Source organism: Streptomyces niphimycinicus (assembly GCF_018883605.1).
In the GTDB taxonomy this organism is placed as follows: domain Bacteria; phylum Actinomycetota; class Actinomycetes; order Streptomycetales; family Streptomycetaceae; genus Streptomyces; species Streptomyces niphimycinicus.
This window is the reverse complement of record NZ_JAHLEM010000022.1, coordinates 1-21,164: the sequence shown is the minus strand read 5'-3', so window position 1 is coordinate 21,164 and position 21,164 is coordinate 1. Positions and strand designations below refer to the sequence as shown.

The following is a 21,164-nucleotide window of genomic DNA, read 5'->3' as shown; positions in this document are numbered from 1 at the left end:
CACCTCTCACGGTTGCGTCAGCCCGAGCAGGCGGGCCGCGTTCTCCTTGAGGATCTTCGGCCGGACCGCGTCCTTGATGGAGAGCTTCTCGAAGTCGGCCAGCCATCGGTCCGGGGTGAGCACGGGGAAGTCCGAGCCGAACAGGACCTTGTCCTTCAGCAGCGTGTTGGCGTACTGCACGAGCTGTGGCGGGAAGTACTTCGGGGACCAGCCGGACAGGTCGATGTGCACGCCGGGCTTGTGGGTCGCCACCGCCAGGGCCTCGTCCTGCCAGGGGAACGACGGGTGCGCCAGGATGATCTTCAGGTGTGGGAAGTCGGCGGCCACATCGTCCACATGGAGCGGGTTGGAGTATTTCAGGCGGATGCCGCCCCCGCCGGGAACACCGGCGCCGATGCCGGTCTGGCCGGTGTGGAAGAGCGCGATGGTGCCGGTCTCCTCGATCACCTCGTACAGGCCGTACGCCACCGAGCGGTCGTCGGGGAAGAAGCCCTGGACGCTGGGGTGGAACTTGAAGCCCTTTACGCCGTACTCCTCGACCAGCCGCCGGGCCTGCTTGACGCCCGCCTTGCCCCGGAAGGGGTCGATGGAGGCGAAGGGGATGAGGACGTCCGCGTTGGCGGCGGCGGCCTCGGCGACCTCCTCGTTCGGGACGGGCTCGGTGCCGGTCGCGGACTCGGCGTCCACCGTGAAGATGACGGCGGCCATCCGCCGCTCGCGGTAGTAGGCGGCCGTCTCCTGGAGGGTGGGCTTGCGGTTGCCCTCGACCTTGAAGTAGGCGGAGGAGGCGTCGTGCAGGTCGTCGTCCAGGGAGGAGTGGCCCTTGGCGGACACCTCCGCGTGGGTGTGGACGTCGATGGCGACCAGATTCTGGAGGTCCATCACGCCTCCGGAATCTTCGGCGCGGGAATACCCACCGGCTGCGGTTCGGCGCCGACCGACGTGGGCCAGGCGTCGGCCAGGGCGTCGGAGGTCCAGCCGCCATCGGCGTAGGCGGCCCGGATCTCCTGCGGATGCGACCAGAGCGCCACCTTGTCGCCGCCGATGCCGATGCACTGGCCGGTGATGCCGCGGGCGGCGTCGGAGGCCAGGAAGGGAACGAGGGCGGCGCAGTCCTCCGGTGTGCCGAATCCCTCTCCCTTGCGCAGGAAGTCCGGCAGCGGTTGGCCGTTCCTGAGGGCCTCCGTATACGGGGCGAGGGCGGGAATGGTCTCGGTCATCGCGGTGGCGGCGACCGGCACGATCGCGTTGACGGTGATGCTCGCGCGGGCCAGTTCCATGGACCAGGTGCGGGCCATGGCGGCGATTCCGGCCTTGGCGGCGGAGTAGTTGGTCTGGCCGAAGTTGCCGCGCTGCCCGGCCGGGGAGCCGACGAGGACGAGCGTGCCGCCTTCGCCCTGCTCGCGCATGCGCACGGCGGCGGCGCGAGCGCAGGTGAAGGTGCCCCTGAGATGGGTGGTGAGGACCGCGTCGAAGTCCTCGTCGGTCATCTTCCACAGCACCTTGTCGCGCAGGATGCCCGCGTTGGTGACCAGCACGTCGAGTCGGCCGAACTCCTCGACGGCACGGCCCACCAGCCGGTCTGCGGCCTCGGCGCCACCGACGGGGACCACCTCGGCCACGGCGGTGCCCCCGGCCTCGGTGATGGACTTGACGGCCTGTTCGGCCGCGTCCCCGTCGACGTCGTTGACGACCACGGACGCGCCATGGGCGGCGAGGGCGTGTGCATAGGCGAGGCCGAGGCCCCGGCCGCTACCGGTGACGACGGCGGCCTTGCCGGTCAGATCGATGGTGGGCACGAGCGAGTCCCTTCGCATGGGGTGCGCCGGTCCGGCGCGGGGTAGGGCAACGAGATCGAAGCTAAGCACAATTATTGTTGACGTCAACAGTTGTTGTTTACCTCGGGTGCGTCATGCTGGACTCTGCACACGAGACCCACCCTTCCGGGAAGCCGAGACCGGCGCCCCGGGCCGAGACCAGGGAGCCCGCCATCACCCGCCCGCACACCGACGACCCACACCCCATCGACGCGGACGAACCGTGGATGCGGGCGCTCCACGCCGACACCGGCTATCTGCTCTACCGCCTGGGTCTGCGCTCCGGTCAGCTCTTCAACACCTTCCTCCAGGAGTCGGGGCTGCGGCTGCGGCACTACGCCGTGCTGCGCCTCCTCGCCACCTGCGAGGGCGCGTTGCAACGAGAGCTCAGCGCCCGGCTCGGCTACGACCCGAGCGCGATCGTCGGCCTGGTGGACGACCTGGAGAAGCTCGGCTTCGCCGAGCGCCGCCCCGCCCCCGACGATCGCCGCAGCCGCATCGTCGTCCTCACCGAGGACGGCCGCGCCTTCCTCCGTGACACCGATCGGGCGGGTCAGGAGGTGACCGACGAACTCCTCGCCCCGCTCGCCCCCGCCGACCGGGAGACGCTGCACACGCTCCTGCTGCGCGTCGCGGGGAACGGGCTCGCCTGATGCTCCGCCCGCCGGACTCCGGGCCATGCCCGCCGCCCGGCCCGTGCCCGACGCCCGGCCCGTGCCCGCCCGGCCGCTGCCCGCGCGCGGTGCACGGTGCCCTCCCCGCGTTCACGATCCCCCTTCGGGGCCGGGCCGGTCAGTTGACTGTCTCCTTCGTGGCCGTGGCGTGCGTCATGCCTCCGCCGAGCCCAGGACCAGCACCTGGATGGCCAGGACGGCGGCACCGCGGGCCCAGTCGTGGAAGTCGGAAACCTTGGTCTCGAGGTTGACCTGGTCGGCCTGGGGGTGGCGGTTGGCGAGGATGGCCTCCTCCACCGCCGCCCCGGCCACATCGAGCAGCCCCACTCCCTCACCGGCCAGCAGAATCTTCTGGGGCATCGCGAAGTTGGCGATCTGGGACACGATGGTGCCCAGCGCCCGGGCCGCCTCGTCCACGACCCGGGCGGCCATGGGCTCGCCTTCGGCGGCGAGGCCGAGGATCTCCTCGTACGTCATCTCCCGGCCGGTGGCGGCCTGGAGCTGGTAGCGGATGCTGGGAATGGTCAGCAGGGAGACGGCGCTGCCGCGTTCTCCGTAGGGGGTGAGCGGGCCGTTCGGGTTGACCATCCAGTGGCGTCCCCGGCCGAGGCTCAGGTTGTCCTCGGAGGAGATCACCCGCCTGCCGCCGCTGACCAGTCCGTAGCCCAGCCCCGCCCCGATGGTGAGCACCGCGAACCGGTCGAGGCCGCGGCCCGCGCCGAACCAGCACTCGGCCTCGACCAGCGCCGCCACGTCGTTCTCCACGACCACCGGCAACCCCGTCCGCTCCTCGACCAGTTCGGCCAGCGGCACCTCGTCCCAGCCGAGAAACGGTGACTGGATGACGACCGAGCGGTCCCGGACCCCGGCCCCCACCCCGATGCCGATCCCGGCCGGCCGGGGATGGGCCCGGGTGAATTCCTCTGTCATCTCGCGCAGCAGATCGGCGACCAGCGCGGGCTCGTGCGTGGTCAGCGGCCGCTCGTCGCGGGCCATGATGTCGCTGCGGAGCGTGGTGACAACCCCGTAGACCGTGTCTTCGGTGATCTTGAAGCCGATGAAGAACCGGGACTCGGCGACCATGTCCAGCGGCTGCGAGGGCCGACCCTGTCGCACCTCCGCCGGTGCGCCACCCTCGGTGGTCTGCTCCACCAGGAGACCCGATTCGATCAGCGGCTTGGTCAGCCGGGTGAGGCTGCCCGCCGAGAGGTTCAGCCGACGGGCGAGTTCGGCGCGCGACAGTGGACCGTGCACCAGCACCTCGATCGCCACCGCACGTTCCCCGGGACTCAGGGGCGGCCAACTGGCGTCACGTGTGGTCATGGGTGCGGGCTCCTCTACATTTTCTTTCGGTGCGGAAGTAATGATGTCACTCTATGGCGCGGATGCCGAGTCGGAAAGATCTCTGCATGACTCTTGACGCCAGGATTCTTTCGCATCAAAAGTAAGTGCTGCCCGAGGACGAGCCCCAGACGAAAGAGTCTCTCCTGATGACCGTCGCCTCCAGCAGCCCTCCTTCGCGTCTGCGCCCGCGCCGCGCCGAGGGAGCCACATCGAAACTCAAGATCCGCGAAGCCCGAGGAGCCGGTGACGACGGAGCCCTCGCGGCCAACCCGCCCAACGCGCAGATGGCCGCGGGCAAGGCCGCGACGGCCTTCGACGGTGCCTGGTTGCTCTCCACGTACTACGGGGCCAAGGGCCTCGACGTCGGCACCGCCCGCACCCCGGTCGGCCCGACCGGTAAGCGGGCCACCATGATGAACGGCCTGGCCGACTCGGTCTCCAAGGGCGCCCGCAACAAGGCAGGCGCGAGGAAGCGGGTGGCGTACTTGGCCTCCGACGCGTGCCAGACCGTCGTCGGCAGGTACGGGATCGTCTTCCCCGCCACCCGGGCCGGCACCAAGGCCGCCGTCGCCGCCTATGAGAAGCGGGGCGTCGACACCACGGCCTTCACTCAACCGGTGGCGGACAAGAAGGACTTCACGACCTTCTCCTTCCCGATCACCAACTACGCCGCCGACGTGTACGCGCTCATGCGCCCCGCGATGCAGGACCTCTACGCCAACGACGCGCCCGTGAGCGGCCTCGACGAGACCAACAGCCAGATCAACGTCCTTCTCCACCAGTGAACCGGCACCAGCTCGACCGGCCCATCAGCAGCGGTAAACCATCGAAAGGCAGTGCCACATGACGTTCTCCCTCGGCATCGTCGGCGCCGGGCAGTTCTCCGGCCAGTTCGCCAAGCTGTTCCTCGCCCACCCCGGTGTCGGCGATGTCCACGTCACCGATCTGCTCCCCGAGCGGGCCGAGCAACTGGCCGCCGCGGAAGGGCTGGCGGGGACCTTCCCCTCGTACGAGGCGATGCTGGAGTCGAAGGCGGTCGACGCGGTGGCCATCTTCACTCAGCGCTGGACACACGGCCCCCTGGTGCTCCAGGGCCTGAACGCAGGGAAGCACGTGTACTCGGCGGTGCCGATGGCGATCACCCGCGAGGAGATAGCGGCGATCATCGAGGCCGTACGCGCCACCGGCCTGACGTACATGATGGGGGAGACGAGCCAGTACAACCCGGCGACCGTGCACGCCCGCGACCAGATCGCCGAGGGTGCCTTCGGGCGGCTCTTCTACGCCGAGGGCGACTACGTTCACGACATGGATCTCGGCTTCTATGAGGCATATCAGTACAGCGGCGGCGAGAACTGGAAGGCGACCGCCAGCTACCCGCCGCTGCTCTACCCGACGCACTCCGTCGGCGGGGTCCTCGGAGCCTGGCAGACGCACGCGGTGAGCGTGTCGGCGATCGGAGTGAAGGACGACCGTGGGGACAAGGTCTTCGACCAGGAGATCAGCCAGTTCGGGAATGACATCTCCAATGCCACCGCGCTGTTCGAGGTGTTCGGCGGCGGCTCGTTCCGTACCAACGAGTTCCGGCGGGTCGGCTATCCCTCGCACATCCGCGAGTCGCGGTTCCGGTTCTTCGGGACGGAGGCCAGCATGGAACAACTCGCCACGGTGAGCTTCTGGCAGGACAAGACGGGGGTCAAGGACATCACCGAGTTGCTGGAGCCCAAGCCGACACTGGCTCCCGACGACCCGTCGCTAGAGCACATCGCGCCCGCCCTGCGCGCCGCCTTCACCTCGGGTTCCGCGCCCGTGCACGACCGGTCGCGGCTGCCCCGGGAATTCGACCACCTGCACAACGGGCACGAAGGAAGCCACCACTTCCTGGTGGACGACTTCGCGACCGCGGTCAACACCCGCACACTTCCCTCCGTGAACGCATGGGTCGCGGCCCGCTACACCCTGCCGGGCATCGTGGCGCACGAATCCGCGCGGCAGGGCGGGGCCCGGCTGGAAATCCCCGACTTCGGGGACGCACCCCGAATCTGAGCGGCCCCGGACCGGCTGCCCTCCGCGGGCGGGGGCAGCCGCTCAGGTGCCTGACGTACGGCCGAACGCCACGCCCGTCTCGCCGGACACCACCGATACGCTTGACCGGGGCAGGCGAGCCCGTCACGGCGTGACGGCCGACGCGGCCGCCCAACTCGACCTCGCCACCTGCGCCTGCTCGCGTGGTGGGGGGAGCTCAACTTTTGAGGGCCTCCGCGATCCGCAGGGCGGCCTGGGCGGGTGTGAGGTGCGTGGTGTCGACGACCTCGGCCTCGTCATGCAGCCAGGTGCGGGCCGCCTCGGCATAGGGCTCGAGGTATTTGAGGCGGAAGGGGGAGTTGGGCCCAAGAACGGTGTCGCCCGCGATGCGCCCGCGGAGGGTGTCCTGGTCGGCGTGGAGGACGAAGTGCCGTACTGGGATGGAGTATTGGGCGAGGCCCGTGCTGATCTCGCGCCAGTACTCCTCGACCAGAACGGTCATGGGCATCACCAGGGTGCCGCCGGTGTAGTCGAGCACGCGGCGGGCGGTCTCGACGACGAGCGGCCGCCACGGCGGCCAGTGCTGGAAGTTGTCCGTCGCGGGCAGCCCCGGCGAGATGTCCATGAGCGTCTCGCCGACCTTCTCGGCGTCGAACACCCGTGAATCCGGGATCAGCTTCTGCACGAGTGCACTGGTCGTCGTCTTGCCCGCGCCGTGAGTGCCGTTGAGCCATACGATCATGGGACCCAACGTTAGCGCTGCGCGGCCGCGGGAACGGGCACAGCGGAAAACCGGTACGGCCTCGGCACCGGTGGGATAGGCGGCGGCCACGGCCCGGGGCGTCGCCCCGGGCCGTCTTGTTGTTCAGATCCCCTCAGAACCCTCAGAACCCTCAGAACCCCTCAGGGACGGATCCGTCCTGGTCGATGACGTTGTCGCCGGGGCCGCCGTCGATGTCGTCCTTGCCGGGGCCGCCGAAGAGGTAGTCGTTGCCCGGTCCGCCCTTGATGGTGTCGTCGCCCTCTTCGCCGTAGATCGAGTCATCGTTTCCGGCGCCGTCGAGGTAGTCGTTGCCGGGGCCGCCGTAGATCTCGTTGGCCACATCATCGCCGATGACGGTGTCGTCGCCGTCCCCGCCCCACGCCGCGAACGAGTCGGTGATGGTGTCGTTGCCGGCGTTGCCGTTCGCGTTCGTGGTGTGGCTGATGGTGTCGTCGCCGTCGCCGCCCACCGCGACGGAAGCGCCGTTGATGGTGTCGTCCCCGTCCCCGCCGTAGACGCTCACATCGCCGCCGGAGATCTTGATGCTGTCATTTCCGTCGCCGAGTTCGACGGTGCCCTGGTCGCCGCCGTGGTCCGGGTCGGGGACGGGAACGGTGCAGGTCACATACGTCAGGTCGGTGGCGGTGGGGTGGGTGCAGTCGGTGCCGGCGGTGATCTCGACAACGTCGTCGACGCCGAAGGTCAGCGTGGTGTCGCTCTCGCTGATCCGCTTGATGGTGAGCTTGTTGGTCTGGCCGTCGGCCGCCGTGTAGACCATCACTCCGTCGGCGGCGGTCACGGTGGCCGGCGACGCCGGCGATGACGACGCGGGCGAGGTGGCGGCCTGGGCGTTCCAGGCGAAGAGTCCGGTACTGGCCGCGACGGCCAGTAAGGCGGCGACGCCGACCGGGCGGACGCGGCGGGAACGCGGGCCAAGGGTGGACACGAAAAACCTCCGTGGGGAATGGATCTGATTTACGATCACCCATTTCGACGTGGAAAATCCACGCGGGGTTGTGCCACTCCCACGCCCTCTTCGCCGATCCTTTCGAGTCCCCATTTCCCGTTCACCTGTACAGCACCGGGAATTTCCCTCACGTTCTCGGAATGTGCGTTCTATGAGCGGCGGGAACTCCGGTGAGTCCCGGAAACGGGTGGCGAAGGCCGTACGGGACATCGGTCGTGGACCGGCTCTGGACCGGCTTCCGCCAGGAACTCATCGCTGGTGGGAGCAGCGAATCTGACTTGCCGTCACGAAAGCCGGACCTCCCGCCGCTCAACACGCGGCAGGAGGCACGGGCCCGGGGCAGCGGGTCTGCCTGCCTGATCATCCAGGGGCAGACTCATGCACTGCGTCAGGCGACATCGTGGATCTGTGCCGTTGTCGTCAATGCCCCGCCCAACGGGTCGTGTCGCAGTTGGCTCGGACGTACTGTCGAGCCGGTGCCGGGTCTCCCGCCTTGGCGCGTTCGGCGACGCGTATGACGAAGTCCCCGCCCGCCGGGGAAGGACAGGCGGCTGGCGCTGGTCAGTTCCACCGTGCCGTCCACGGCCGCGGCCGTCCCGGCCGAACATGCGCAGCAGGTCGTAGGCGCGGAGCTGGTTGGTGACCAGGGACCCGGCGACCTTCAGCATGTCCGGCCAGTGCGTGATCACCTTGTTCAGGTTCACGCGGTTGCGGGCCGGGTCCTCCACCGCGCCGTAGCTGCGCGTCTCGACGCCGGGCATCGTGGCCCGCCAGAACCTCTGGTCGTCCAGGCCGCGGAACCTGGCATCCGCGTATCCCCCTTCCTCCGTGCGCGGCATAGTGTGATCAACATGATCGGACGCCTGTTCTCTCTCGTCATTGACTGTCCTGTCCCATCGGAGCTTGCGAGCTTCTACGAGAGCCTGCTGTCGCTGCCGCGGGTGGAGGACTCGTCTGACTATGTGGTGCTCGCGAACACGACGGGCACGGAGACCGTGACCTTTCAGCGTGTCGGCGGTTTCCGGCCGCCCAGTGGCCCGATCCCGATCGTCCGGCCCAGATGCATGTTGATGTGATGGTCGATGACCTGGATGTGGCAGAGGCGAAGGTACTCGCCCTGGGCGCCACGTTGCTTGAAGGATCGGACAAGCCAATCGGCTACCGCGTGTACGCCGACCCAGTGGGACACCCCTTCTGCCTCATCACACGCGAAAGTCTGACGCCTAGCAAGTAGCAGCGGCGACCACGCGGCCTCCGGCCGCCGCACACGGGCCAGAGGCTGATTCTGAAACGATCAGTAAGAGCCTCGTCGACGCCGAGGACTTCGAGGACGCCTCGGAGGTCGCGGGCGAATGGCCCGTCACCTCCACACGGACGTCTCCTCCTTCGTCCAGGTCACCCTCCGGTTCCAGCGCCTGCTCGAGGAGTTCACCTTCAGCGGCGACGACGGCGACGGCGGCGACGAGGAAGTCGACTTCGAGCGGCTGGAGCGCGAGGTCGCGCGTATCCGTCAGGAGACGAGCAGCATTGACCCGCTCCCCTTCCAGGACTACGAGACGGTCTGGTCGGTGGTCGGCGGGGAGATCGCCGCGGGCCTGCGCTTCAAGGGCAACAGTCCGGGAGCCCGCTCGCTCTACGGGTGATCGCCGGCCGGCGGTCGGTGCCGCGTCTTCGGCCGCGTCGCCCGCCGGAACCGTGCCCCCCGACCGTCTCCCTGGCAGGGGCGTGCCGGGGGCGGTTGTCGGCGGGAGTTCGCGCGGCGTGTTCGCCGGAGCACGTCCACGCTCCCGCGGTTCAGGGCGTCGTACAGAGCGCCCTGCCCGCGCCGGTGCTCAGCCACCAGCGTCAGGTCCACCGGCGTCCTCACCGGCCCGTCCGCACACAGCAACGCGCCGGCCAGCTCGAACAGCTCGTCCCCCCGGGGGGTCAGGCAGTCGAAGAAGTCCTCCCGGAAGCGTGACGCATTTCGCGAACGCTTTCGCGAACGCTTCCCCGGGACCGGCATCAGACAGCAGACTCACCTACACGGCCTTCGTCTTGATCCGTGCACCTTGGCCGGAGCACATGATCAGACGAAGGCCGCCTCAGCGTCCGGCGAATACCCAGGCCAGCGACCCAGTTCGCGAAACATTTCGACGAACAAGCTCACATCTGGCCCACGCACCGTCTCGCCTTCGCCGGGGTCTGAGAAACGACGCCGTCGGGTGTGAGTGATCAGTCTCCCTGAGACCAAGCGGCGCTCGGCAGCGACAGATAGACGCCGAAGTCGACGAGCCCGGTTGCGGCGCGGATGTCCGCGTGCAGCGCGTCCACGCGCTCTTGGCGGTTGGCTTCCCTGCTGGCGGACCACTTCGACTTGATCTCGATCACCACCGTCAGGCCGCTACGGTCCAGCGGGCTCAGCGGCCGGAAGCGGATCTCGACATCCCCGGGTTGCAGCTCACCGTCGTACGGCTCCTCGGGGCACTCCACAGCCAATGACACCAGGTGCGGCAGCACCGAGCCGAGTTCGCGTAGCTCGGGCTCGGGCACCGTGGGCGCATAGGTCACTTCGACAAGCGGCATCCTCGACACTCTAGACGGAGACCAGGCAAACGAGCGGCTCGCGCGAGAAAACCGGCGAGGGCGAGTCCGGCGGCCTCGGCGCCGGCGGCCACGAGGGTGAGTTCGTCGTCGCTGAAGCGGGTGTTGCGGATGTGGGGGCGCTGACGGCGCTGGTACGTGCGGCGGAGGGTGCGCGGGGGCGAGGCGTGTTCAGGCTCCTGCTCTTGTCCCCGTGGCTGCGATCCGCCCTCGGTCGGGGCCTCCTCGCCGGGGCGGGCCCGGTGGTGAAGCCGTCAAGGGAGACCGGGATGCCGGCGGTGATGCGAGTCATGCCGGGGCGGACCGGCGCAAGCCGAGCGCTTCGCGGCCGGCGTAGCGGGCCTGGGTGCCCAGTTCCTCCTCGATGCGCACGAGCTGGTTGTACTTGGCGGTGCGGTCGGCGCGGGAGAGCGAACCCGTCTTGATCTGGCCGCAGCCGGTGGCGACGGCGAGGTCGGCGATGGTGGTGTCCTCGGTCTCGCCGGAGCGGTGGGACATGACGACGGTGTAGCCGGCGCGGTGGGCGGTGGCGACCGTGGCCAGGGTCTCGGTGAGGGTGCCGATCTGGTTGACCTTCACCAGGATCGAGTTGGCGATACCGTCGCGGATACCCGCGCGCAGCAGTGTCTCGTTGGTGCAGAAGACGTCGTCGCCGGTGAGCTGGCAGCGGTTGCCCAGCCGCGCGGTCAGGTCGCGCCAGCCGTCGTGGTCGTCCTCGGCCATCGGGTCCTCGATGGAGGCGACGGGGTAGCTGTCGACGAGGGTGGCGAGGTAGTCGGCGTGTTCGGCGGGGGTGCGGCGGATGCCCTCCCCGGTGTAGTCGTAGGTCTCGTCGTGGAAGAACTCCGAGCTGGCCGGGTCCATGACGAGGGTGATGTCGGTGCCGGGCTTGTAGCCGGTCTGCTCGATGGCGCGTACGACGAAGTCCAGGGCCTCGTCGGCGGTGCGCAGGTCGGGTGCGAAGCCGCCTTCGTCGCCGACGTTCACGCTGTGGCCGGCGGCGATCAGGTTGCCGCGCAGGGTGTGGAAGACCTCCGAGCCCATGCGGACGGCCTCGGCGAAGGTGGCCGCGCCGATCGGGGCGATCATGAACTCCTGGAAGTCCAGCGGATTGTCCGCGTGCGCGCCGCCATTGACGATGTTCATCATCGGCACCGGCAGCAGACGGGCGTCGACTCCGCCGACGTAGCGGTACAGCGGCAGGCGGTGTGCGGCCGCGGCGGCCTTGGCGGTGGCCAGGGAGACGCCGAGCAGGGCATTGGCGCCGAGCCGTGATTTGGTGCCCGTGCCGTCCAGCTCGATCATGGTGTGGTCGACGGTCGCCTGGTCCTCGGCGTCGAGTCCGGTCACGGCGTCCGCGACGGTCTCGTTGACGGCGTCGACGGCGCGCCGTACTCCCTTGCCGTGGAACCGGGCCGGGTCGCTGTCGCGCAGTTCCACCGCCTCCCTGGCCCCGGTGGAGGCACCCGAGGGAACGGCCGCGCGACCGAGCGAGCCGTCCCCCAGTTCCACGTCCACCTCGACGGTCGGATTGCCCCGGCTGTCGATGATCTCCCGTGCGACGACCCGTCTGATGGCGGTCACGGTGCACTCCTCACGCTGGGCCCGGGTGGCGATTGGGCAGTAAGTCTCAGTAAGTTCCAAGTTGAAACAATGTGGGTTCCGAAAGAGAACCTACTATGGGCGCATGAGGATGCACAACGCTGACGAGACCTGTGGGATCGCCCAGGCCGCCATGGTCCTGGGGGACTGGTGGCATGTGCTGGTGCTGCGCGAGATCGCCCGCGGACACGTCCGCTTCGACGCGCTGGCCGCCGAGATCGGCCTGTCCCGCAGGGTCCTGAGCGAGCGGCTCGGCCGGCTCGTCGCGAGCGGGGTGCTACGCCGCAGCCTCTACCAGCGGCGTCCGGTGCGCTACGAGTACCTGCTCACCGATGCCGGCGCCGCACTGCTGCCCCTGCTCGTCGCCATGCAGGACTGGGGTGACCGCTGGGTGCTCGGCGACGGCAGGCTCACCGCGACCGCTGAGGGGGACAGCGCCGAACATGCCCGCGTCCACGCCCTGGCCGGCACGCGGCTGCCCGACGGCCTCGACCTGCCCGGCACGCATGGCGTCGACCTGCCCCTGGTCTCCCCGGACGCCGTCGCGACCGTGCTGTTCACCTATCCCGGCACGGGAGTCGAATGGGGCGAGCCGCCGATCCCCGGAGCGGTCGGCTGCACGCTGGAGAACCGGCTCTTCCGTGACGCCTGGCCCGACTTCCGGAAGGCGGGCGTGGACGTGCGCGGAGTCAGCACCCAACTCCTCCACGAGCAGACGGAGTTCGCCAAGGCGGAAGCGGTCCCGTACCCCCTGCTCTCCGACGCCGCCCACCAACTGGCCGCGGCCCTGCGGCTGCCGACCTTCCGCGGCGCGGGCCGGCTGCGCCACAAGCGCCTGATCCTGGTCGTCGACGCCGAACGGACCGTACGGCACGCGCTGTTCCCGGTCGTCGACATCCCGCATGCGGTCGCCGAGAGCCTGCGACTGGCCGCGATCTGAGCACAAGTCCGGCCGTTCGCCGAAGGAGACTTCGTCCGATGGCTGATCCGGCCGTCCACCACCTCTTTTTCCTCCCGCACCCGGCAACTGCCCGAGGTGCGGCTCTCGCGGTTCGGCCGACTGTCTCGACGGCAGCCCGGACGCTCTGCCCGGCCACCGCGCGACGACTGTCCGGACCACCGGCCCTGGTCAGGGCAACCATCGGGTTCTTGCGCAGTGCGGGCAGTTTCGGGGCGTTCTTCGTGGTGCACCGGACGATCTCATGAATAGCCCGCCCCGGACCAGTTCGCTCTGCGAGACGGAGCCGGTGAGGTCACGCTCGGCGGCCGCGACGGAGTCCAGGATGGTGCGGGCGTGCCGCAGCAGGGTCAAGCCCGCGGGCCTCAGCCGCACCCTGTCGGGGCGGTGCTCGAACAGGACGGCGCCCGCGCTGCGTTCGAGGGCCGCCGCCTGGCGCGAGACCGCCGACCGTGTGCAGCCGAGCCGGGGGGCCGCCGCGGTGAAGCCCCCCGACTCGGCGACCTGGCGCAGAACCCGAAGAGCCGTACTGGAGAAGTCCATGCGTCATACGCATGCCAGGGATGCCGGATCGTCGTTTGGCGCATGCCCTCTGTGCTCCTAGCCTCGAAGCAAGCGATCAAGGAGGTCGGCAGATGAAGGCAGCAGTTCTGACGGAGTTCGGTGCCCCGCTCACGGTGCGGGAGATACCCGATCCCGAAGCGGGCGGCGGCGAGGTGGTGGTCGAGGTCCTGGCGACGAGCGTCCCGCCGTACGCCGATGAGGTCTTCGGCGGCAAGCGGAACTACCCGCTCGAACCCCCCGTGGTCCCCGGCCCCGGCGGCGTGGGGCGGGTCGTCCGCGTCGGCCCCGATGCCACCCGGCTGCGAGTCGGCGACCTGGTGTGGTGCGACAGCACGGTCCGCGCCCGCGACGACGCACTGACCCCCGACATCACGCTGCTGGGCTGGAGCTCCCGCGGCGACGGCGGCGCCAGGCTCGCCCGGCACCTGCACGACGGGTCCTTCGCCGAACTCTCGAAGCGGGCGAGACGCTGCTTGTCAGCGGGGCCACCGGAAACCTCGGCAGCGCCGCCGTCGCCACCGCGCTGGCCATGGGGGCGGGCAGGGTGGTCGCGCCGGGCCGCAACCACGCCGTGCTCGACCTGCTCGTCGACCGGTTCGGCCCGCGTGTGCGACCGGTCCAACTGACCGGCGACGAGGCTGCCGACCGCGCGGCGATGTCCGCTGCGGCCGAGGGGCCGATCGATATGGTGCTCGACCTGCTCCCGCCTGCCGCACCCAGCTCGGTGGCGCGTGCGGCGGCCATGACCGTCCGCGAGTACGGCCGGGTGGTCCTCATGGGTGGCGTCGGCATGCTCGGCGGTGCGGACCTCGCGCTTCCCTATCCGTGGATCATGCGCAACTCGGTCACCCTGCGCGGGCAGTGGATGTACCCGCGCTCCGCGAATGTCGGCATGATCCGGCTCATCGCGTCAGGTGCGCTCGATCTCGGTCTCGAACGGGTCCGCACCTTCGGACTCGACGCCGTCAACGAGGCCGTCACCTACGCAGCGATGCACAGCGGGCCCTTCGACCGCACCGTCCTCACCCCGCCCGCCGGCTGACAACGTCGACTGACCTCTGCATGCGATGTGCCGGTTTCGGGGAGCCGCTCCGTCCTCGGAACATCCGCCGCATGCCGTCGGCGAGGGTGACACCGGGGCGGACCGCGTTCTGCGGTTCGGGCTGCTGCACGGTCGTATACGGGGCCGACGGGCGTCCGGGGGAGCGGTGCTTCTGGGGGAGCGGTGCTTCTGGGGGGTACGAGGGACTGCCCGCGACCCCCTCCCGGGCGGGGGAGCGCGCTTGTGGCCGGGGTCACAGATCCGGGTGGGCGAATTCGTCGGCGGGGCCGCCCGGGGGAGTGGCCGTTGGCCACGACGGTGATGTCGGCCGCCGCGGCGTCGGCGACGAAGCGGCGCTGTGCGAGGGAGGCGTCGTCGCGGCGGGCGAGGCTCGCCCGCCGGTCATCGGCGCGGATCGGCGAGTGTGGGGAACGCCCTCTGCCCTGCGAGCGTCTACAGTAATGTAGACCGTCTACTTGTCTGTAGTCGGACGTGGAGTCATGCGTTCGGTTGTCCGCAAGAAGTCGTCCGTGAGAAAGGGCTCAAGCCGATGACCACACCCGCGTGGCTGCCATCGCAGTTGGCCGTCAACGTACTCGACGCACAGTCGCTGCTGAGCGCTTTCGGCGTGCTGGGCGTCGGCGTGGTGATGTTCGCCGAGACGGGGCTGCTCATCGGCTTCTTCCTGCCGGGTGACTCCCTGCTGTTCACCGCGGGCCTGCTCTGCGTGGGCAGCGGCGGACACGGCGTGCGGCTGTCGCTGGGGCCGCTGCTGGTCGCCGCGGCGGTGGGCGCGCTGGCCGGCTCACAGTGCGGGTATCTGATCGGCCGCAGGGCAGGCGGCGCGCTGCTCGCCCGTGGCCGCTCCGCCCGGCTGCACGAGGGGATGCGGCGGGCGGAGGATCTGCTGGGGCGATACGGGTATGCGAAGGCGATCGTGCTGGCGAGATTCGTGCCGGTGGTCCGGACCGTGCTGAACCCCCTGGCGGGGGCCCTGCGCGTACCGATTCGGGTCTTCACCGTATGGCAGGTCATCGGCGGGCTGGTGTGGAGCGTCGGACTGACGCTGGCGGGGTACGCCCTGGGCTCCTCGATCCCGAATGTGGACCGCTATCTGCTGCCCCTGGTCGCGCTTATCGTGGTGGTGTCGCTGATTCCGCTCGGCTCGGAGCTGTACCGGAGTCGCAGGCGCGCGAAAGCGAAGGAGGCCGGTAGATGATCCTGTCCTCCGACGGAGCGGTGGCTTCGTGAACCGCAGGGACGCCACCGGACTGGCCGGAAGCGCCGCTCTGGGCGCGTGGACGGCGCTGGGGGTGCTGACCGCGGTCGTCGTGGGCGGCGCCGGTGCTCCGCTGTGGCTGGACAATGGCCTCCTCGGATGGTCCGTCGCCCACCGCCCGGAGGTACTGCGGACCCTCGCCCGCGGCGTGACCGACACCGGGACGGGTGCCACCCCGTACATACTCGTCACGCTGGCCGGCTTCCTGGCAGCACGAGCCGTGCGGCACCGGCTGCTCGCCGCCGCGTTCTGCCTCGCCTGTCTCGGCGTGGGGCAGGCACTGCGGCACGGCCTGCTGGAACTCGTCCACCGCCCCCGCCCGCCGCGGGGCGACTGGGCGGCGCACGCGAGCGGCTGGGCGTTCCCCTCGGGACACGCCACCACGAGTGCGCTGACCGCCGGGCTGCTGATCGTCGCGCTGACCCTGCGCGCGCCGCGCGGAGCGACCTCGTTCAGGGTCGTCATCGGCTGTTGGGGCATGCTGGTCGGACTGACCCGTGTCTATCTCGGGGTGCACTGGTTCACCGACGTTCTCGGCGGCTGGCTGTTCGCCGTCGGCTGGCTGGGGGCGTGCCTGTGCGCCGCGGGCCGGTGGCTGCCCGCCCTCTTCCCCGCCCCCGCCGATACGGCCCCCACCGCCAAGAGACCGCCGGAGGACCATGCGCCGCAAGATCCTGATCGTCGAGGATGATCACGCCCTGCGTGATGTGCTCCGTCGCGGTCTGTACGACGAAGACTTCGATCCCGTTCCGGCCACCGACGGTGCCACCGCCCTACGCCTGGTCACCGCCGACATCTCGGCGGTCGTCCTGGACATCGGCCTGCCCGACGCGGACGGACGGGACGTATGCCAGGCCATGCGCGCGGGCGGGTTCCACGCCCCGGTCATCTTCCTGACCGCACGGCACCACCTCACCGACCGGCTGTCCGGCTTCTCGGCCGGGGGCGACGACTACTTGCCGAAGCCGTTCCACCTCGTGGAGCTCGCCGCCCGGCTGCGGGCGGCGCTCAAACGGGCCGCACTTCCGTCGGCCGACACGGCCGGGGCTCTGGTCCTGGACGCGGTCCGGCACAGCGCGACGGTGCACGGTACCCGGGTCGCCCTGTCCCCGACGGAGTTCCGGCTGCTCGCCACGCTCGTCGCCGCGGACGGGGAACTGGTGTGCCGCCGTGATCTGGTCAGGGCGGGCTGGCCCGAAGGCGGACAGGTCAGCGACAACACCCTGGACCAGTACTTGACCAGGCTGCGCCGCAAACTGCGCGAGACGGACAGCGGCCTGACCATCGCCACCGCGCGCGGGATCGGGCACCGCCTGTCATGAGATCCACCCGGCGCCGACGGGTGCTTCGCGCCCTGGCTCCCCGTACCTTGCGCGGACGGCTCTCGCTCGTCGCGCTGACCACCGCCGCGCTGCTGATCACGGCGCTGACCGTCGTGTTCAACACCGTGATGGAACGGCACCTGCGGCACCAGGCGGACGACGAGCTGCGGGCCCGGGCGACCGCCGTCGCCACGACCGTCGACACCCGCGGCCCCCGGGTGCGCGTCCTGGAGACCGCCAACGATCAGCTACTGGACACGAACGTGTGGATCTACGCAGGGAAGCGCCTGCTGGAAAAGCCGCCCGCCGCCTCGGCGGGCAGCCCTCTCACCCGGACCGCCGGCCGGATCGCCACACGGGGTGCGCCTGACTGCGCGACCGTCCACGCCGAGGGCCAACGGTCCCTCCGCCTGTGTGCCCGGCCCGTGCCCGGTGGCGATGCCACCGCCACCGTCGTCACGGCCCTCGACCTCACCCCGTACCAGAGTTCCGCGGACACCCTGCTGCTGGGATCGCTGATCCTGGACGCGGCCATGCTTGTCTGCGCCTACGTGCTGACACGTCTCGCGGTCGGCCGGGCACTGCGCCCGGTGCGGACGATGACCGACCAGGCCACCCAGTGGGGTGCCGTGGCTTCCGCGGAACGCTTCAGCACCGGGAGAGGCCCGGCCGAACTGGCCCGTCTGGGCACCTCGCTGGACGCGTTGCTGGACCGCATACGCGCCGTGCTGCGTCACGAGCAGCAACTGACGGGGGAGCTGTCCCACGAGCTGCGGACGCCACTGGCCCGGATCGTCGCCGAACTCGACTGGTGGCGGTCCCGGCCCCGCTCCGCCGCGGAGACCCGCGCCACCCACGAGGCGATCGACGAGGCCGCCCGGTCCATGCGGACCATCTGCGACACGCTCCTCCGCGACGCCCGGGAGAACGCGGCCGACGCCTCGACGGCTTCCGGCATGGCCGATGTCGCATCCGTTCTGCGCCATATGACCCAACGCCTCGGCGCACCGGCCCGGGTGAAGGCCGTGGTGGCGGCCGACGACGCGGGACTGGAGGCGGGAGTGACACCGGCCTTCCTCGAACGCGTCGTCAGCCCGCTGCTCGCCAACGCCGTCCGCTACGCCCGTTCCACCGTCACCATGACCGGGCGGCGTACGCCCGGCGGCGTGGCGATCGACATCACCGACGACGGACCGGGCGTACCGGAGGCGTTCGTCGGCGAGCTCTTCCAACCGGGGCGGCGCGCCGATCCCGGCGACGGTCACCACGGAGCGGGCCTCGGACTGCCGCTCGCGCGCCGTCTGGCCCGTTCCGCGGGCGGCGAGGTGTCCTACGACGCCGGGCACGCACCCGGGGCGCGATTCACCGTCACTCTGCCTGCTGGGTGACGTGCTCCCGCTCCGCGCTCCGCGGGCCGGGCGCCCGGCGCTCCTGCGCGTGGGCGTAGGCCATCAGCCCGAACAGGGCGGCCAGCAGGACGGCGGACGAGCCCGCCGTACCCAGGTCGAGGCCGCCCTTGGCGATCGGCTTGGTGAGGAAGTCGCCCGCGGTGGCGCCGAGCGGCCGGGTGAGGACGAAGGCGATCCAGAACAGCAGCACGTTCGGTACCACGGGGACCCTCATCAACGCGACCAGGACGGCCAGCACCCCGGTGACCAGGAGCGCACCACCCGCGTAGCCCAGGCCGGAGCTGTCGGACAGGAAGTCTCCCATCGATGTGCCGAGCGTGTTGGAGACGAGGATGGCCGACCAGAAGAGCGCCTCACCCCGGAAGGTCACGATGTCGCGGATCTGGAAGGTCATCCCGCTCACCTTCCACGCCAGGAAAATCACCAGCAGGATCGAGATCAGGATCGCCGCGCCGACCGGGTAGCCCAGGCCGAGGCCCTGCGGGCCCCAGCCGAGCGATGCGGCGCCGCCCGAGAGGTACTTGGCGCTGGCGTCACGGTTCATGAAGTCGGACATGGTGGTGCCGGCCATGCTGGTCGACAGGATCACGGTCCAGTAGAAGAACGGGTTGTAGCGGCGGGACCTGAGCTGGACGACGAGCGTCACCACGAAGATCAGGAACAGCGCGATCGTGGTGAGGAAGTAGCCGAGCTTCAGGGTCTGGGCGAAGAGGTCTCCGGCCGTCTCACCCAGGGTCGTCGCGGCGATCTTCATGATCCAGAAGGCCAGGGTGGCCTCGGGCAGCTTCTTGATCACCGACGTGGTGGTACTCGCGACGTCGAGGTCGGTGAGGACTTCTGGCTTCCCCAATGTTCTGTGCTCCCGTCTGATCGGGGGTAACGGCGCCCGCGCCGGAGGGGCCGAGCGCCCGTGGGATGGGCCGCTCGCGCGCGGCGGCGCTGTTACGACCCTGCCTGCCGCAGCCTGAACGTGTCCTGAACGCCTGCCGGAGCTCAGACCGTCTGCCGGGCGATTTGCTCCGGTGCGCTGACGCGGAGGCGTACGGGACGAAGCTCGACGTCGACGACACCCCGCTGCGCGGGCAGGACGTGGCCGGGGCCGATTTCGGTACGACCGTCCGACACGGGTGGCGGACCACTGGCGCGACGACGGGGCCCGCCACGGCCGCCGGTCAATGGGGAGGCGTGTAGGCCGTGAGCCCGGTGTGCGGCAGGGGGTGGGGGGTCCAGGTGCGGGCGTAGCGGGGAGGGCCGGAGCGGATCCTGACGAGGGCGGCGGCGGGTTCGCGGGCGACGCGGTGCAGCAGGGCGGGTGCGGTGATGTTGCGGTTGTTGCCGCGGACATTGGCGGAGGCGCAGCCGGCGTCGTAGCCGATGGGCGGGGCGTGGGTGCCGCTGACCAGGCAGGGCGGGGTGAGTCCGAGGCCGCGCAGGTCGTGGGCGGCGGCGCGGTAGCGGGCAGCGGTGGCGCGGGCGGCGGCCGTATTGCGGTCGAGGACCTCGTACTGCGCGGACAGGTGCAGGGCGAGCAGCGCGGCGGCCAGCCCGGCGGCCAGGGCGCGGACGCGGGGCGGGCGGATGGCCTGCGCGGAGTGTGCGGCCAGGGTGGCGAGCGGAAGGGAGAGCAGGGCGTAGACGGGCAGCAGGAAGCGCGGTGCGGAGTAGTCGATGAGCAGCAGGTAGGGGATGCTCAGCGCGGTGGCGCAGGCGATGGGGAGCAGGATGACCGCGTCGCGCCGGGTGCGCCAGGCTACGACGCAGGCGGCAAGCGCGAGGGCGGGCAGGGCCAGCCACCACAGGGTGAGCTCGGGATGGGTGAGCGGGACGTGGCAGGGGCGGCAGAGCAGGGGGCCGTTGAGGCTGCGCCATGCCATGCCGCCCGCCCAGCGCGCGCCCATGCCGCCCTCGGTAGTACTGGAGAGGTGCAGCCGGGCGCCGACCCCGCCCCAGCGCACATACGCCTCCGCGATCCACTCGGCGCCGCCTGCGGCGAACCCGCCGGCCACGGCGAGCGCGGGCGCCGGTCGCCGCCAGGCCGGGACGAGCACGCACGCGGCGAGCAGGGGCAGGGCGAGCCAGATGCCGTCGGAGAAGCGGAAGCAGGTGGCGGCCGCGACCATGGCGCCCAGACCGAGCAGGGCCCGCCGCCCCGCGGGTGGGTGTGCGGCACGCAGGAACCAGCCGACGGCCGCCACCGCGGACAGGGCCACCCACAGGTTGGGCATGGCCTGCGGCCCGTAGAGCAGAGTGGTCCACAGACCGGCGAACAGCAGCGCGGCCAGGGCGGTCCGCCCGGGGCCGAGCAGCGGCTGCCAGACGCGGTAGGCCGCGTAGAGGGCGGCGGCGGACAACAGCGCCAGGACGACCCGGAGCACGGTGGTGGAGTCGGTGACGGCGAGCACGGGAGCGGCAACAAGGCTGATGCCACGTGAGCGCGGGGCGCTGAAGTAGGCCGCCGGGCGGTGCGGGTCGACCTGGGAGAGGTACACCGTTTCGTCCCAGCCCAGCCCCAGATGCGGTACCACAAGGGCGAGTTGGGCCGCCGCATAGGCGAGCGCGACCAGCGCCGGCCACGGCATCCGGCGTCGCGGGCGCATGACCGCGCTCTCCACGGTCATGCGGAGAGCACCCCGGTACCCAGCAGGCCGAGGAGCAGCAGGCCGACGGCGACGCGGTAGATGACGAACGCGTTGAAGGAGTGCTTGGCGACGAACTTCAGCAGCCAGGCGATCGAGGCATAGGCGACCACGAACGAGACGGCGGTGCCCACCACGAGGGGGGCGGTGCCGACCCCGGCGCCGACGGCGTCCTTCAG

21 protein-coding genes and 4 pseudogenes are annotated in these 21,164 nt (G+C 70.4%); 12 read left to right on the top strand and 13 right to left on the bottom strand.

All coding sequences use genetic code 11. The features are described 5' to 3' along the window. Positions 1-6 precede the first annotated feature (6 nt). Positions 7-882, bottom strand: a complete 876-nt coding sequence (locus tag KN815_RS02890) for an amidohydrolase family protein (protein WP_216339836.1) — start codon at positions 880-882, stop codon at positions 7-9. Beyond that, positions 882-1,799, bottom strand: a complete 918-nt coding sequence (locus KN815_RS02885) for an SDR family NAD(P)-dependent oxidoreductase (protein ID WP_216339834.1) — start codon at positions 1,797-1,799, stop codon at positions 882-884. Before KN815_RS02885 ends, KN815_RS02890 begins: the two co-directional genes overlap by 1 nt. Before the next feature lie 245 nt (positions 1,800-2,044). On the opposite strand from KN815_RS02885, the gene KN815_RS02880 reads away from it, so the two are divergent. Further along, positions 2,045-2,470, top strand: a complete 426-nt coding sequence (locus tag KN815_RS02880) for a MarR family winged helix-turn-helix transcriptional regulator (RefSeq protein WP_216339852.1) — start codon at positions 2,045-2,047, stop codon at positions 2,468-2,470. Positions 2,471-2,644: 174 nt separating this feature from the next. Here KN815_RS02880 and KN815_RS02875 read toward each other — a convergent pair whose 3' ends face one another. Next, positions 2,645-3,814, bottom strand: a complete 1,170-nt coding sequence (locus KN815_RS02875) for an ROK family transcriptional regulator (RefSeq protein WP_216339832.1) — start codon at positions 3,812-3,814, stop codon at positions 2,645-2,647. A gap of 284 nt (positions 3,815-4,098) precedes the next feature. Between KN815_RS02875 and KN815_RS02870 the strand changes: the two are divergent. Next, positions 4,099-4,620: pseudogene (locus KN815_RS02870) on the top strand (type 2 periplasmic-binding domain-containing protein); the annotation flags it as partial. Positions 4,621-4,678: 58 nt separating this feature from the next. Then, positions 4,679-5,881, top strand: coding sequence for a Gfo/Idh/MocA family protein (locus KN815_RS02865; protein ID WP_216339831.1), 1,203 nt, complete (start codon positions 4,679-4,681; stop codon positions 5,879-5,881). Between the two features lie 196 nt (positions 5,882-6,077). On the opposite strand, the gene KN815_RS02860 is transcribed toward KN815_RS02865, so the two are convergent. The 3 genes and pseudogenes from KN815_RS02860 to KN815_RS52025 all read right to left on the bottom strand — a co-directional run. Next, complete coding sequence (locus KN815_RS02860) at positions 6,078-6,602, bottom strand: P-loop nucleotide/nucleoside kinase family protein (protein ID WP_216339829.1); 525 nt, start codon at positions 6,600-6,602, stop codon at positions 6,078-6,080. A gap of 151 nt (positions 6,603-6,753) precedes the next feature. Further along, entirely contained in the window at positions 6,754-7,569 is an 816-nt protein-coding gene (locus tag KN815_RS02855; RefSeq protein WP_216339827.1) for a calcium-binding protein, read from the bottom strand. 608 nt (positions 7,570-8,177) lie between these two features. Next, positions 8,178-8,393 (bottom strand): annotated as a pseudogene (locus KN815_RS52025) (Tn3 family transposase); the annotation flags it as partial. A 48-nt stretch (positions 8,394-8,441) separates the two neighbouring features. Here KN815_RS52025 and KN815_RS51835 point away from each other — a divergent pair. The 3 genes from KN815_RS51835 to KN815_RS02840 all read left to right on the top strand — a co-directional run bounded on the left by KN815_RS51835 (position 8,442) and on the right by KN815_RS02840 (position 9,233). Then, positions 8,442-8,666 carry a VOC family protein gene (locus tag KN815_RS51835; RefSeq protein WP_308403630.1) on the top strand — a complete coding sequence of 75 codons (225 nt, stop codon included), beginning with the start codon at positions 8,442-8,444 and terminating at the stop codon, positions 8,664-8,666. After that, positions 8,651-8,824, top strand: a complete 174-nt coding sequence (locus tag KN815_RS51830) for a VOC family protein (RefSeq protein ID WP_308403629.1) — start codon at positions 8,651-8,653, stop codon at positions 8,822-8,824. Before KN815_RS51835 ends, KN815_RS51830 begins: the two co-directional genes overlap by 16 nt. A gap of 118 nt (positions 8,825-8,942) precedes the next feature. After that, positions 8,943-9,233 carry an SUKH-4 family immunity protein gene (locus KN815_RS02840; RefSeq protein WP_372458239.1) on the top strand — a complete coding sequence of 97 codons (291 nt, stop codon included), beginning with the start codon at positions 8,943-8,945 and terminating at the stop codon, positions 9,231-9,233. Positions 9,234-9,358: 125 nt separating this feature from the next. On the opposite strand, the pseudogene KN815_RS02835 reads toward KN815_RS02840, so the two are convergent. The 3 genes and pseudogenes from KN815_RS02835 to eno form a co-directional block, all read right to left on the bottom strand. Next, a pseudogene (locus KN815_RS02835) lies at positions 9,359-9,602 on the bottom strand (transposase); the annotation flags it as partial. Positions 9,603-9,804: 202 nt separating this feature from the next. Further along, a complete protein-coding gene (locus KN815_RS02830; RefSeq protein ID WP_216339825.1) occupies positions 9,805-10,155 on the bottom strand; it encodes a hypothetical protein in 351 nt (116 codons plus the stop codon). A gap of 306 nt (positions 10,156-10,461) precedes the next feature. Further along, a complete protein-coding gene (gene eno / locus KN815_RS02825; protein ID WP_216339823.1) occupies positions 10,462-11,757 on the bottom strand; it encodes a phosphopyruvate hydratase in 1,296 nt (431 codons plus the stop codon). Between the two features lie 103 nt (positions 11,758-11,860). Here eno and KN815_RS02820 point away from each other — a divergent pair, with 103 nt between their 5' ends. Then, entirely contained in the window at positions 11,861-12,715 is an 855-nt protein-coding gene (locus tag KN815_RS02820; RefSeq protein WP_216339821.1) for a winged helix-turn-helix transcriptional regulator, read from the top strand. A gap of 189 nt (positions 12,716-12,904) precedes the next feature. Here the strand turns inward: KN815_RS02820 and KN815_RS02815 are convergent, their stop codons facing one another. Then, positions 12,905-13,276, bottom strand: a complete 372-nt coding sequence (locus KN815_RS02815; protein ID WP_308403628.1) for a LysR family transcriptional regulator — start codon at positions 13,274-13,276, stop codon at positions 12,905-12,907. A gap of 92 nt (positions 13,277-13,368) precedes the next feature. Here KN815_RS02815 and KN815_RS02810 point away from each other — a divergent pair. The 5 genes and pseudogenes from KN815_RS02810 to KN815_RS02790 all read left to right on the top strand — a co-directional run bounded on the left by KN815_RS02810 (position 13,369) and on the right by KN815_RS02790 (position 18,328). Beyond that, positions 13,369-14,339: pseudogene (locus tag KN815_RS02810) on the top strand (alcohol dehydrogenase catalytic domain-containing protein). 550 nt (positions 14,340-14,889) lie between these two features. Beyond that, positions 14,890-15,558 carry a DedA family protein gene (locus KN815_RS02805; RefSeq protein WP_216339819.1) on the top strand — a complete coding sequence of 223 codons (669 nt, stop codon included), beginning with the start codon at positions 14,890-14,892 and terminating at the stop codon, positions 15,556-15,558. A 28-nt stretch (positions 15,559-15,586) separates the two neighbouring features. Next, positions 15,587-16,309, top strand: coding sequence for a phosphatase PAP2 family protein (locus KN815_RS02800; protein WP_216339817.1), 723 nt, complete (start codon positions 15,587-15,589; stop codon positions 16,307-16,309). Then, complete coding sequence (locus KN815_RS02795; protein WP_216339815.1) at positions 16,278-16,940, top strand: response regulator transcription factor; 663 nt, start codon at positions 16,278-16,280, stop codon at positions 16,938-16,940. Before KN815_RS02800 ends, KN815_RS02795 begins: the two co-directional genes overlap by 32 nt. After that, the gene (locus KN815_RS02790) at positions 16,937-18,328 is read left to right on the top strand and encodes a sensor histidine kinase (RefSeq protein ID WP_216339813.1); all 1,392 of its coding nucleotides are present in this window, start codon (positions 16,937-16,939) and stop codon (positions 18,326-18,328) included. The genes KN815_RS02795 and KN815_RS02790 overlap by 4 nt, the downstream gene beginning before the upstream one ends. Here the strand turns inward: KN815_RS02790 and KN815_RS02785 are convergent. The 3 genes from KN815_RS02785 to KN815_RS02775 all read right to left on the bottom strand — a co-directional run. Beyond that, on the bottom strand, positions 18,309-19,199 hold the full coding sequence (locus KN815_RS02785) for a COG4705 family protein (RefSeq protein WP_216339811.1): 891 nt from the start codon (positions 19,197-19,199) through the stop codon (positions 18,309-18,311). The genes KN815_RS02790 and KN815_RS02785 overlap by 20 nt on opposite strands. Positions 19,200-19,521: 322 nt before the next feature. Further along, positions 19,522-20,967, bottom strand: coding sequence for a hypothetical protein (locus KN815_RS02780; protein WP_216339809.1), 1,446 nt, complete (start codon positions 20,965-20,967; stop codon positions 19,522-19,524). Continuing rightward, a partial coding sequence (locus KN815_RS02775) for an undecaprenyl-diphosphate phosphatase (protein ID WP_301184541.1) occupies positions 20,964-21,164 on the bottom strand: 201 nt, incomplete at its 5' end. The genes KN815_RS02775 and KN815_RS02780, both read right to left, overlap by 4 nt.